This is a genomic window from Rhodococcus sp. BL-253-APC-6A1W (assembly GCF_012843405.1).
GTDB lineage: Bacteria > Actinomycetota > Actinomycetes > Mycobacteriales > Mycobacteriaceae > Rhodococcus.
On the sequence record NZ_JABAFB010000001.1, the window covers coordinates 515,734 to 528,107 of the forward strand.

A 12,374-nucleotide genomic window follows, 5' to 3' on the forward strand; every position below is an offset into this window, starting at 1 on the left:
CAGTGGGCACTTCTGCCTCGACCGGGTGTCCCGAGGCCTTCCGCTGCCGCGTTGGTCCTGCGCGTCGTGCACGGCTCTCGATCCGGCCCGATGCGGCCGCACCCGGCGGCGAGTGCGGCCGCATCGGGCGGATGATCAGGCGCTGGCCTTCGCGAGAAGCTCTTCGATCCGGTCGTAACAGTCGCGCGTGCCCTCCTCCCATCCGGAGGACGCCATCCCGTCGCGTGCTTCGAGGCTCGGATACACGCTGTGGCCGCTGAGCTTGCTGCGGCCGTTGCCGAGATCCTCGAAGGTCATGAACTCGATGCTCACGATGTCGCGGAATTGATCGAATTCGAAGGTCTGGATGGCGAATTCGTTCTCCCGCACGGTGTGGAACACGCCCGAGAAGGTGTACGAACCGCTGTCGTCGCTGTGGGTGTACCGATACGAGCCACCGCTACGGAAATCGTAGTGGTCGATGTCCATGGACACCCCGCGCGGCCCCAGCCACTGGGCGACGAGAGCCGGATCCTGATGCGCCCGGAAGATTTCGGAGACGGGATAGTCGAACTCGCGCTCGTAGTCGATGAACGGAACGCCGTCCGGAACGTTGATGTGCAGTGGGTTGCTCATGACGATGCCTCTCGCAGGGAGCGGGATCACCCCGGTGGGGGGTCTGTGGTGTCGGCCGTGTCCCCGGCCAGCACAGAGTCGAGGCTGCGGAACTGCTGTTCCTTGGTCAACCGATACCGGTCGATCCAGGAAGTCAGCGCCTCCAACTGTGCGGGATTCAGGTGAACGGGGCGGCGCTGGGCATCGCGGGTGCGCGTGACGAGCCCGGCTTGCTCGAGTACCTGAATGTGCTTCGAGATCGCCTGGGTGGTGATCGCGAAGGGTTCCGCGAGTTCGTTGACAGTGGCGGGACCCCGGCTGAGCCGGGCGACGATGCGTCGGCGGATCGGATCGGAAAGGGCCATGAATGCCCGGTCGAGTAGTTCGTCGTCCGCGTCGGCAACGTTCACCTGCCACCATCCTTATTCAACCTTTCGGTTGAATACACCATCCTCCGCAGGGAACAGCCCTGTCAAGACCCTTCCGGGCAGACTCCCGGTGCCGACAAGATGGATGTCGCGTTTGCCCGGTGAATCCCGCGACCCCCGGCTACCGTCGTCAAGATGATCTCGGTGGGGAGAAATCGGTCGGGAATACGTGCCGCTGTGGCTGCGACGGCGGCACTCGTACTCGTGGGCGGATGTGCGTCGAGCACGGACGGTGATTCGGAGAACACCGCCGCGCCCGGGGCGGTGTGTGGAGCGACGCCCAACGGCACGCCGTTGACCGGTGGAGCGCCGCCGGAGACCGGGGGTGGCGACATTTCCACCAACCCGGAAATCGCCACCGGCTACCGCAGCGACATGACCGCTGTGAGTACCGAATCGTTCGCGGTCTCCACCGCCAACCCGGTCTCCACCGAGGTGGCGTGCGAGGTCCTCCGCGACGGCGGGACGGCGGCCGATGCGCTCGTCGCGGCACAGATGGTGCTCGGACTCGTCGAACCGCAGTCGTCCGGTATCGGCGGCGGAGCGTTCCTGATGTACTACGACGCCGAATCCGGTGCGGTCCAGGCATTCGACGGACGGGAAACCGCCCCGAGTGCGGCCGACGAGAACTATCTTCGCTGGATCAGCGAGACCGACCGCACCGAGCCCAAGCCCGATGCTCGCGCGAGCGGACGGTCGATCGGCGTGCCCGGTGTCCTGCGCATGCTCGAGTCGGTGCATGCCGAGTACGGCGACCGGGAATGGCGGAGTCTGTTCGCGCCCGCCATCGATCTGGCCGACAGAGGCGTGAGCGTCAGCGACCGGATGGCGCAGTCCATTGCCGATTCCGCCGAGCAACTCGCGGTCGACGACGAGGCTCGCGCGTACTTCCTCGAGCCGGACGGCAGCCCCAAGGCCGTAGGCTCGACGCTGACCAATCCGGCGATGGCGAAGACCCTCGGCGCAATTGCCACCGACGGCGCCGACGCGTTCTACACCGGTGACATCGCACAGTCGATCGTCGAGGCGACCGGAAACACATCCGGTGGGCGAACACCGGGAATGCTCACGCTCGACGACCTCGCCGCGTACGAGGCGAAGGAGCGCACGCCGCTGTGCACGCCCTACCGTGACCACGAGATCTGTGGGATGCCGAACCCGTCTTCCGGCGGCACCGCCGTCGCGGCCACTCTGGGCATCCTGGAGAACTTCGACCTTGCGGCATTGGGACCGTCCGAGGTCGACGCGAACGGGGGAGTGCCGAATGCCGAAGCGGTGCACCTGATTTCCGAGGCCGAGCGTCTCGCATACGCCGACCGCGACAAGTACGTCGCCGATTCGGACTTCGTTCCGCTGCCCGGGGGGTCGCTCGACACCTTGGTCGACCCCGAGTACCTCTCTCAGCGGGCGGCACTGATCGACCCGGGCAAGAGCATGGGCACCGCACAGCCGGGCGATTTCGGACCGGTACCGCTCGGGGTGCCGCCGCAGAGTCCCGAGCACGGCACCAGCCACATCTCGGTCGCCGACAGTTACGGCAACGTGGCCGCCATGACGACGACCATCGAATCGGCATTCGGGTCGTTCCACATGGTCGACGGCTTTCTCCTCAACAACCAGCTCACCGACTTCTCGGCGGAACCCAACGGCAAGGACGGGCTGCCGGCTGCCAATCGGGTCGAGCCGGGAAAGCGTCCGCGCAGTTCGATGGCGCCGACGCTGGTGTTCGACAGGACACCCGACGGCGAGCGAGGCGACCTGCAGATGGTCGTGGGATCGCCCGGCGGATCGGTGATCATCCAGTTCGTCGTCAAAACGCTCGTCGGGATGCTGGACTGGGGGCTCGACCCGCAGCAAGCGATCTCGGCCGTGTCGTTCGGCGCGGCGAACACCCCGGCCACCGGCGTCGGGGGCGAACATCCCGCCGTCGACGCGTCCGACGACGGCGCACAGGACCCGCTCGTGCAACAGCTTCGGGACAAGGGACACGAGGTCTCCGTCGCGCCGCAGTCGAGCGGGTTGAGCGCACTGCAGCGCCAAGAGGCCGGCTGGATCGGGGGTGCCGATCCTCGGCGCGAGGGAGCGGTGATGGGCGATCCGGCACCGTGACCGCGCTCGTCCACCAGGAGCGAGCGCCGAGAACATGACATCCGCTGTCTCGGATTCGTGAGAGAGAGCCGGGTATGTCGCTCGGGGCCCGGTTCGTGCACACTTTCGACCATGGAACACACAGGTGCCCCGGCCCTCGAACTGCGCGACGTCGTCAAGACTTTCCGTGCGCAGGGCGGCGAGGAGGCGCATGCGGTGTCGGGCCTCGACCTCACCGTCCGGCGCGGTGAGGTCATGGCTCTGCTCGGACCCAACGGCGCAGGGAAGACGACGACGCTCGACATGGTTCTCGGGCTGACGACTCCGACCTCGGGATCGATTTCCGTGTTCGGCGCGCCTCCCCGGCACGCCGTCCGCGAAGGCCGGGTCTCCGCCGTCCTCCAGACCGGCGGACTGCTACGCGATCTCACGGTGCGTGAAACCGTGCGCATCATCGCCTCGACTTTCGACACCCACCGCGACATCGACGAGGTTCTCGACAGCGCCGGACTCTCGGCACTCTCCCGCCGAATGGTGTCGAAATGCTCGGGCGGAGAACAACAGCGGCTTCGTTTCGCTCTCGCGCTGCTCCCGGACCCCGACCTGCTCGTCCTCGACGAACCGACCGCGGGAATGGACGTGGCCGCCCGCCGCGAGTTCTGGGCCACCATGCACGCCGAGGCCGACCGGGGCCGCACGATCGTGTTCGCAACCCACTACCTCGAAGAAGCGGACGCCTTCGCCGGTCGGATCGTGATGATGGCCGGAGGGCGGGTGGTGGCCGACGGGCCTACTGCCGAGATACGGGCTCGGGCCTCAGGCAGGCTGGTCTCCGCAGAGGTACCAGCGCAGTTCCGAGACGAAGCGCAGGCGGTCCTCGCGTCGACTCCCGGTGTCGCCGACATCTCATGGGCCGGAACGAGAATCGAGGTCCGGACAACGGATTCCGATTCGGTGGCCCGCATTCTCCTCCTACGCCTCGGTGCCCACGACCTCGACATCGTCAGTGGCTCGCTCGAAACCGCCTTCCTCGCGCTGACACAGAAAGCAACGGCATGAACGCCACCTTCGTCGGTCTGGAGTTGCGGAGGACCTTCCGCGACTACGTCAACGTCTTCTTCATCGCGGTGCTGCCCGCGTTCTTCTACCTGATCTTCGGTGCGTCCCAGTCGTTCGCGACCGAGTCGGCCGGCAACGGCAACGTGGCGATGTACATCATGATTTCGATGGCTGCGTACGGCGCGGTGACCGCTACCACCGGCGTGGGCGGCACGGCAGCGGTCGAGCGGATGCAGGGCTGGGGCAGACAGTTGGGGCTGACCCCGCTCACCGACGCCTCGTATGTGGCGATGAAAGCAACGGTGGCCCTCGTGGTCGCGGCCATTCCGATCGGGCTGATCTTCGTCCTCGGAGTCTTCACCGGTGCGTCCGGCGACTCGAGTGCGTGGATCCTCAGCGCGGTGGCCGTGCTCGTGGGTGCCGCAGTGTTTTCCGTCTACGGTTTGGTCTTCGGTCTGGCTTTCTGATCGGAAGCCGCCGTCGGCGCTGCCGGCGGCAGCCTGGTAATCCTCGCGTTCCTCGGCAACATCTTCATTCCGCTGTCGGGCACGCTGCTCACCATCGCCAAGTTCACTCCGCTCTACGGCTATGTGTCGCTGGCGCGCTACCCCGTGACCGAAGGTGTGCTGATCGACCGCAGCGGAAACCCGCTGCCGTCCGAGCCGCTGTGGGTTCCGATCCTGAACCTGTCGGTGTGGGCGGTGATCTTCGTAGCGCTCGCGACCTGGCTGGTGCAGCGCGGACGTGGCCGGCAGTGACGGAATACGTCGAGGCGGTACGCCGAGTACGGCAGACCGGCGCGAAACCGGCCGTCGGGCGCCACCCGGACCCGCGCCACGGTTGACACCCTTCGGTCCTCGCCGCCACGCTGGAGCCAACGCTCCGGAGTGTTCACCCACCGAAAGGTGCGTCCATGCCCACCGTCGATCTCGCTGCAGGGCCGATTCACTACGTCGAACACGGTGACGGACCGGCCGTGGTCTTCTTGCACGGCCTGCTCATGAACCACACGGTGTGGGACGAGGTGATCGACCGGTTACCCGCCGGGTTCCGTTATGTGCGACCGGATCTACCGCTCGGTGCGCACCCCGAACCGATGCGTCCCGACGCGGATCTGAGCTTGCGCGGTCTGAACCGGATCGTGGCGGACTTTCTCGACGCGCTCGACCTGAACGACGTCACGCTGGTGCACTGTGATTGGGGCGGGGCTCTGTTCCTCACCGCGTACGGACTGGACGACCGCCTCGGCCGTCTGATCCTGCTGCCGTGCGAGGCCTTCGACAACTTCCCGCCGGGCCTGCCGGGCAAGATGGCGGTCCTCGCCACGCGTATCCCGGGTGGCCTGGCACTCGCGCTGCGGCAACTCAGGGTTTCGTGGCTGCGCAACACGCCGCCGTTGCTCGGCTGGATGGCCCGCACGCCCCTGCCCGACGACCTCGTCCGTACCTGGACCGAACCCGGACTCCGCAGCAAGGACATACGCCGTGATCTGCGCAAGTACGTCGCGACCCGCTTCACCGCAACCGAACTCGTCGCCGATACCGAAGCGCTGCAGCATTTCGCCGGTCCGGCGCTGGTGCTGTGGTCGTCGGCCGGCAAGGTCATGCCGCGCGGCCACGGGCGACGGCTCGCAAATCTGCTGCCGAACGGGACACTCGTCGAGGTCGACGACGCCTATGTGCTGTCGATGCTCGACCGGCCCGAGACGATCGCACAGGCGATGACGACGTTTCTCGTCGCGGAGCGCTCGTAAGTCACACGAGATCGACAGTCACACGAGATCGACGATCAGCCACCCGCCGTGGTGTTCGAATACCTCGTACCGAAAACCTGTCGTGCGTCCGAGCGCGTCGAGCGACGCGAGATCGAATGTCCGGATGTGCCCGTGACACGCGGTTGCCTCGTCCTCGAACGGCACCGCGACCACCACGCGTGCACGCGCGATGCGCAGCGCTTCGGCGAGAACGGCGGCTCCCGTCTCGTGGTCGACGTGCTCGAGCAGGTGGATCGCCGTGACGGTGTCCGCGCTGTCGTCGGGAACGGGCACTCCGGCCGCGTTGCAGACGAGGGTGTCCACAGCCAGGCCCAAACGGGGTGCGACCGCGTCGAGCAGTCGCATCGTGCCGGGGAGGATGTCGGTGGCGACCACGTCGAAGCCCGCTCCTGCGAGCCGCAACGGCAGGAACCCGAAACACGACCCGAGATCGAGCACGCGGCCTCGTGCCAACGTGGCGGCCTTGTCGTGGATCGGGGCGAACGCTGCTGTGCCGTCGAGCAGTTCGTTCAACGAGTTGCGGTAATAGGTGACCCACGACTCGAGAGCTCCGGGGACCGTCGAGCGGACGAGGCCGACCATCGTCAACTCGAACTCGTTCTGCCCGAACTCGGCGTCCTGGACAGATGCGGTCACGTCGGCGACGAGGCGTTCACTGAGCAGGTCGGGAGTGAGCGCGTGCGTCACGTGCAGTCCGTCGATGGTGCGGCGCAACCTGATCGGGCCGGAGGGCACCCGCTCGACGGTCACGTGGTCGTGTGTCCACCGGCCCGGTGGACATGGCGCGAGAGAATCCAGCACAGCCATTGTCTGTCAACCTCTTTCGAGTGGGGGAGTGCTCGGGCCGAGTCCTTCGGAGAGTGTGAGCATTCCTGTTCCGAGCAGGTCACGCAGGTCCGAGTCGGCGTCGGTGAGCCACTGCTCGTAGGACGCGACCGCGACGCCCAGCACGAGGTAGGCGACGGTCCTCGGGATGTGGTCGTCGGCGCGGGCACCGGTGTGGCGCGCGACGAACTCGGCGATTGCCGCGCGCCACCCCTGGTACATCACCGACGAGTACCCCTGGAGGGCGGGAGTGCGCAGGATCAGTTCCATGCGGGCGCGATGCCGCTCGTTCTCGGATGCCGGAAAGGTGTTGAAGTCGAGTAGTGCGGCGGTGAGCGCGTCCGCGAGCGAATCGTCCGGCGGGACCTCTGCGAGTCGTCGGCGCATCTGTTCGAGCTGGCCGTCGAAGTCACCCCACGCGACCGCATTCTTCGAGGGGAAGTACCGGAAGAAGGTGCGCCGCGCGATGCCCGCCGCCTCGGCGATGTCGTCGACGCTGGTCTCGTCGAAGCCGCGGGTGCGGAAGAGTTCGATGCCGACCGCCGCCAGCGATTCTCTCGTGGTGGAGGGGCGCCGGCCGGTCCGGGTGGACGGCTCTCGGCGGTCAGGCATATTTCCCTCGATCCATGGATGACATTCTGCACTCGATGCCATTACAGTGGTGAACCGAGTCACAACGCTAGCCCTGTTGTGACGTGGACTCCACATGTGGAGTGAAAATTCGAGGAGGAATCATGTCCGATCGCGACAACGCGGTGATCGAGTCCGAGCTGATCGAGGAGTCCCTCGTGGAAGAGGTCTCGATCGACGGCATGTGCGGCGTCTACTGATCATGTCCGCCCCCGGAGCCACCGCCGTGGCGACCACACAGTTCGACCCGGGCGCCACGTGGCGGCTCCACCCGCAGGTAGCGCTTCGCCCCGAGCCTTTCGGGGCGTTGCTCTACCACTTCGGCACCCGCAAACTGTCGTTCCTGAAGAACACCGTCATCGTCGACGTCGTCCGGTCCCTCGACCACCACGCGTCGGTGCGGGAGGCCTTGCGCGCCCATGGAATCGACGAGAGCGCCGAGCGGCCCTATGTGCGTGCCCTCGGCACGCTGGCCGACTCGCACATGATCGTGCCCGCCTGACGCCCCGACCCAGCAAGGACCCGCTATGACGTCTCTGCTCGAACCCCCCGTCACCAGCACGCCGGCTGCACCGGCTCCCTCCCTCCCGCCCGCGGTCGGTCGACTCGTCGACCAGTTCGAGAAGGGCCTCGACGCTCCGATCTGCCTGACGTGGGAACTGACCTACGCCTGCAACCTCTCGTGTGTGCACTGCCTGTCCTCGTCGGGCAAGCGCGACCCGCGTGAGCTGTCCACGGAACAGTGCAAGGCCATCATCGACGAACTGCAACGCATGCAGGTGTTCTACGTCAACATCGGTGGCGGCGAGCCCACCGTGCGCTCGGACTTCTGGGAGCTCGTCGACTACGCCACCGAGCACCAGGTCGGCGTGAAGTTCTCCACCAACGGCGTGCGCATCGACAAGAAGGTCGCGGCGCGGCTGGCAGCGTCCGACTACGTGGACGTGCAGATCTCCCTCGACGGCGCGACCGCCGAGGTCAACGATGCCGTACGCGGTCCCGGTTCCTTCGCGATGGCTGTGCGCGCGCTCGAGAACCTGTCCGAGGCGGGCTTCCGCGACGCGAAGATCTCCGTCGTGGTCACGCGCCACAACGTCGATCAGCTCGACGACTTCAAGGCGCTCGCCGACCGTTACGACGCGACACTGCGCATCACCCGGCTGCGTCCGTCGGGCCGCGCCGTCGATGTCTGGGACGACCTGCACCCCACTCACGACCAGCAGCGTCAGCTCTACGACTGGCTCGTCGCTCACGGCGAAGGCGTCCTGACCGGCGACTCGTTCTTCCATCTGTCCGCCTTCGGCGGTGACAGCGGCGGCGGTGCTCTGCCCGGCCTCAACCTCTGTGGTGCCGGCCGTGTCGTGTGCCTGATCGATCCGGTCGGTGACGTGTACGCGTGCCCGTTCGCGATCCACGAGAACTTCCACGCCGGGAACATCCTCACCGACGGCGGTTTCGCCGAGGTGTGGAAGAACTCCGAGCTGTTCCGGGAACTGCGCGAACCGCAGTCCGCCGGCGCGTGCGCCTCCTGCAACTTCTACGACTCGTGCCGCGGTGGCTGCATGGCGGCGAAGTTCTTCACCGGCCTTCCGATGGACGGTCCCGACCCGGAATGTGTTCAGGGATACGGTCAGTCGGCCCTCGAGGCCGAACGGACGGTGCCGCAGTCGAGCGTGGACCACTCGCGTACCGGCAAGCGCGCCGAGCGTCGTACCCCGGCAGCACCGGTGCCACTCACGCTGCTCGCCAAGCCGCCCGCCAAATTCTGCGACGAGAACCCTCTCGCAGGCCTGTAGATCTCGAGGAGAGAAGTTCACGATGGCCAAGTTCTCGTGGCTGAAGAATCCCTGGAAGCAGAGCGACTGGTTCGAAACGGTCGCCGTGGCGCAGGAGCGTGCCCGCAAGCGGCTGCCGAAGTCGGTGTACGGGGCGCTCGTGGCGGGGTCCGAAGCCGGCATCACCGTCGACGACAATCTCGCGGCGTTCCGCGAACTCGGTTTCGCCCCGCACGTCGCGGGTCTGTCGGAGAAGCGCGACATGGGCACCAGGGTCATGGGGCAGGACGTGGCGATGCCCGTCCTCATCTCGCCGACCGGTGTCCAGGCCGTCCACCCGGACGGAGAGGTAGCCGTCGCCCGCGCGGCCGCCGCACGGGGGATCGCGATGGGTCTCAGCTCGTTCGCGAGCAAATCCATCGAGGACGTGGCTGCGGCCAACGACAAGACGTTCTTCCAGATGTACTGGGTGGGCAGCCGCGACGTGCTCGTCCAGCGCATGGAACGCGCCCGCGCGGCCGGTGCCAAGGGTCTGATCATGACCCTGGACTGGTCCTTCTCCAACGGCCGGGACTGGGGGAGTCCCGCGATCCCCGAGCGGATGAGCTTCGATGCGATGGTGAAGTTCGCGCCCGAGGGCATCATCCGGCCCAAGTGGCTTCTGGACTGGGCCCGGACCGGCGGCGTCCCGGACCTCACCACCCCCAATCTCACCCCGCCCGGTGGTGACACGCCGACGTTCTTCGGCGCGTACGGCGAGTGGATGAGCACCACGCTGCCCACCTGGGAAGACGTGGCGTGGCTGCGTGAACAGTGGGGCGACGCTCCGTTCATGCTCAAGGGTGTCATGCGGGTCGACGACGCCAAGCGCGCCGTCGACGCCGGCGTCACGGCGATCTCGGTGTCGAACCACGGCGGCAACAACCTCGACGGCACCCCGGCCCCCATCCGGGCGCTCCCGGCTATCGCGGAGGCGGTCGGCAACGACATCGAGGTGCTGCTCGACGGTGGCATCCGGCGCGGGAGCGACGTCGTCAAGGCCGTTGCGCTCGGTGCCGACGCCGTCATGATCGGCCGCGCCTACCTGTGGGGTCTCGCGGCCAACGGCCAGGCGGGTGTCGAGAACGTCCTCGACATCCTCGGCGGCGGAATAGGTTCCGCCCTCTTGGGCCTCGGCCGTGATTCGATCCACGACCTCACGCCCGGTGACGTCGTCGTCCCGCCCGGATTCCGTCGCGATCTGGGAGTCGAGTAGCTCCTGCCGGTATGAGCTTTGCCCTCACCGATCCGATCACCCTCGCCGGCCGCACTGCGCCGTCGAGGGTGATCTTCGGTCCGCACGAGACCAATCTCGCTGCGGGACGGAGGTTCTCGGGTCGCCACCGCGCGTACTACGAGCGTCGGGCCCGGGGCGGTGCGGGCGTCGTGATCACCGAAGTGGCGTCGGTTCTCGCCGGCGACCGTCCCTACGAACGCGCTCCTCTCGCGGCCGAATCAGGGGAAGGCTGGGCGGATATCGTCTCGGCGTGCCGGCCGCACGGCGCACTCGTCCTGGCCGGACTCGGGCACTGCGGACTCCAGGGCTCCAGCGCCTGGACTCGAGCGCCGCTGTGGGCCCCGTCGCGCGTACCCGACCCCGCGACGCGTGAACTCCCGGCAGAGATGACTCCCGGCGACATCGAATCCGTGATCGCCGGATTCCGTGCTGCGGCGGCCGTCGCGGTCGATGCCGACGCCGACGGCGTCGAACTCGATGCCGGACCGACCGCCCTGCTCCGGCAGTTCCTGTCCGGCCTGACGAACCATCGCACCGACCGATACGGCTCCGATCGGCCACGCCTCCTCCGGGAGGTGATCGCCGCCGTGCGCGCCGAACTCGGACCCGGCCGGGTCGTGGCGCTGCGCCTGAGCTGCGACGAGAACGCCCCGTGGGCCGGCCTCACACCGGAGGTCGCCGCCGGCTACGCGCGGGAATTCGCACCGTCGCTCGACTTGCTCACCGTCGTACGTGGCGGCTTGTTCACGCCGGAAACCTACCGGCCCGACGCGCACACGCCGGCGGACTTCAACCGAGACCTGTGCAATCAGGTCCGCGCGGCCGTCGCGGGCACCGTGCCGGTGGTGTTGCAGGGCAGCGTCGTCCATCCTTCATCCCCCCAGGAAGCTCTCGATCTGGGGGTGTGCGATGCGGTGGAGATGACCCGTGCGCAGATCGCCGACCCCGACCTCGTCGACTCGATCCGCGACCACCGCGATCCGCGGCCGTGTGTGCGCTGCAACCAGGCATGTCTCGTGCGCGACTTCCGCAATCCGGAAGTCGGATGTATCGCCAACCCGGAGGCGGGGCAGGAAGACCGTCCGGTCACCCGTGCGGCGACCGCGGCGCGTGACGTGCTCGTCGTCGGCGGGGGACCTGCCGGGCTGGAAGCGGCGCGCGGTCTCGCGGGACGCGGCCACCGCGTGACCGTCGCCGAGCGCGCCGATCGCGTCGGAGGGATGCTGCACACCGCGGCACGCGGCACGGGTGCTCCTGACTTCGGACTGCTTGCACAGTGGCTCGAGGAGCGCTGCCAGGACCTCGGTGTCGTCGTCCGCACCGGCGTCGCCGTCACTGCGGACGAACGCGACGCCGCGATGGAGGCCGGCACCACGGTGGTGCTGGCCACCGGCGGCCGTCCCCGCCCACCCGGATTCCCGGTCGGCCGGGGTGGCCGCTACGTCACGGCCGCGTATGCCCTCGACCACCCGGACACGGTCCCCGATCATGTCGTCGTCTGGGATCCGGCAGGTGGCCGGCTCGGTGTCGCGGTTGCGGAGCACCTCGTTGCGCCGGGGCGTGCGGTCCACTACGCCACGCCGGACCCCATTCCGGGATCGAGGCTGGCGCCTACCGGCGATCTGGTCGCGGCGAACGTCCGGTTGCAGCGTGCGGGCGTGCGGCGGCACCTCGGCGTCGGGGTGCGTGCGGTCGACTCGTCGGGGGTGCGTCTCGTCCATCGAGTGACGGAATCGGAGGTCACCGTGCGTGCGGCCGCACTCGTGGACTGCTCAGTGGGACTGCCGGATGACAGATTGCGCCGTCCGGGGCTGGATGAGATCGGTGACTGCATCGCTCCTCGGACGGTGCGGGACGCGATCCGGGAGGGGCACCGTCTCGCCTCGGAACTGTAACCTGTTGCATAGACCGATCTGGAAGGATCT

14 protein-coding genes are annotated in these 12,374 nt (G+C 67.6%); 10 read left to right on the forward strand and 4 right to left on the reverse strand.

Annotation, left to right across the window (positions count from 1 at the left end; all coding sequences use genetic code 11):
• Nucleotides 1-135: 135 nt before the first annotated feature.
• Both HF877_RS02395 and HF877_RS02400 read right to left on the reverse strand, forming a co-directional pair.
• A complete protein-coding gene (locus tag HF877_RS02395) occupies nucleotides 136-615 on the reverse strand; it encodes an SRPBCC family protein (protein ID WP_169619538.1) in 480 nt (159 codons plus the stop codon).
• A gap of 26 nt (nucleotides 616-641) precedes the next feature.
• Entirely contained in the window at nucleotides 642-959 is a 318-nt protein-coding gene (locus tag HF877_RS02400) for a metalloregulator ArsR/SmtB family transcription factor (RefSeq protein ID WP_169619629.1), read from the reverse strand.
• 198 nt (nucleotides 960-1,157) lie between these two features.
• Here HF877_RS02400 and ggt point away from each other — a divergent pair, with 198 nt between their 5' ends.
• The 5 genes from ggt (at nucleotide 1,158) to HF877_RS02420 (ending at nucleotide 5,922) form a co-directional block, all read left to right on the forward strand.
• On the forward strand, nucleotides 1,158-3,131 hold the full coding sequence (gene ggt / locus HF877_RS02405; protein WP_169619539.1) for a gamma-glutamyltransferase: 1,974 nt from the start codon (nucleotides 1,158-1,160) through the stop codon (nucleotides 3,129-3,131).
• A gap of 111 nt (nucleotides 3,132-3,242) precedes the next feature.
• Entirely contained in the window at nucleotides 3,243-4,169 is a 927-nt protein-coding gene (locus HF877_RS02410; protein ID WP_169619540.1) for an ABC transporter ATP-binding protein, read from the forward strand.
• Nucleotides 4,166-4,636, forward strand: coding sequence for a hypothetical protein (locus HF877_RS21240; protein WP_240951862.1), 471 nt, complete (start codon nucleotides 4,166-4,168; stop codon nucleotides 4,634-4,636). The genes HF877_RS02410 and HF877_RS21240 overlap by 4 nt, the downstream gene beginning before the upstream one ends.
• A gap of 144 nt (nucleotides 4,637-4,780) precedes the next feature.
• A complete protein-coding gene (locus tag HF877_RS21245) occupies nucleotides 4,781-4,927 on the forward strand; it encodes a hypothetical protein (RefSeq protein WP_240951863.1) in 147 nt (48 codons plus the stop codon).
• 155 nt (nucleotides 4,928-5,082) lie between these two features.
• Entirely contained in the window at nucleotides 5,083-5,922 is an 840-nt protein-coding gene (locus HF877_RS02420; protein ID WP_169619541.1) for an alpha/beta hydrolase, read from the forward strand.
• 18 nt (nucleotides 5,923-5,940) lie between these two features.
• Here the strand turns inward: HF877_RS02420 and mftM are convergent, their stop codons facing one another.
• On the reverse strand, nucleotides 5,941-6,750 hold the full coding sequence (gene mftM / locus HF877_RS02425; RefSeq protein ID WP_169619542.1) for a mycofactocin oligosaccharide methyltransferase MftM: 810 nt from the start codon (nucleotides 6,748-6,750) through the stop codon (nucleotides 5,941-5,943).
• Between the two features lie 6 nt (nucleotides 6,751-6,756).
• Nucleotides 6,757-7,380 (reverse strand): mycofactocin system transcriptional regulator, encoded by a 624-nt coding sequence (gene mftR, locus HF877_RS02430; protein WP_169619543.1) that lies wholly within the window; start codon nucleotides 7,378-7,380, stop codon nucleotides 6,757-6,759.
• 122 nt (nucleotides 7,381-7,502) lie between these two features.
• Here mftR and mftA point away from each other — a divergent pair, with 122 nt between their 5' ends.
• Genes mftA through HF877_RS02455 form a run of 5 tightly spaced genes read left to right on the forward strand, consistent with a single transcriptional unit; the run spans nucleotide 7,503 to nucleotide 12,344 of the window.
• The gene (gene mftA / locus HF877_RS02435; protein WP_068159438.1) at nucleotides 7,503-7,598 is read left to right on the forward strand and encodes a mycofactocin precursor MftA; all 96 of its coding nucleotides are present in this window, start codon (nucleotides 7,503-7,505) and stop codon (nucleotides 7,596-7,598) included.
• A 2-nt stretch (nucleotides 7,599-7,600) separates the two neighbouring features.
• Nucleotides 7,601-7,900 (forward strand): mycofactocin biosynthesis chaperone MftB, encoded by a 300-nt coding sequence (gene mftB / locus HF877_RS02440; protein ID WP_169619544.1) that lies wholly within the window; start codon nucleotides 7,601-7,603, stop codon nucleotides 7,898-7,900.
• 25 nt (nucleotides 7,901-7,925) lie between these two features.
• On the forward strand, nucleotides 7,926-9,194 hold the full coding sequence (mftC, locus tag HF877_RS02445) for a mycofactocin radical SAM maturase (protein ID WP_169619545.1): 1,269 nt from the start codon (nucleotides 7,926-7,928) through the stop codon (nucleotides 9,192-9,194).
• Nucleotides 9,195-9,216: 22 nt separating this feature from the next.
• Nucleotides 9,217-10,428, forward strand: a complete 1,212-nt coding sequence (gene mftD, locus HF877_RS02450) for a pre-mycofactocin synthase MftD (protein ID WP_169619546.1) — start codon at nucleotides 9,217-9,219, stop codon at nucleotides 10,426-10,428.
• Nucleotides 10,429-10,439: 11 nt separating this feature from the next.
• Entirely contained in the window at nucleotides 10,440-12,344 is a 1,905-nt protein-coding gene (locus tag HF877_RS02455) for a mycofactocin system FadH/OYE family oxidoreductase 1 (RefSeq protein WP_169619547.1), read from the forward strand.
• The last annotated feature ends 30 nt before the right edge of the window (nucleotides 12,345-12,374 follow it).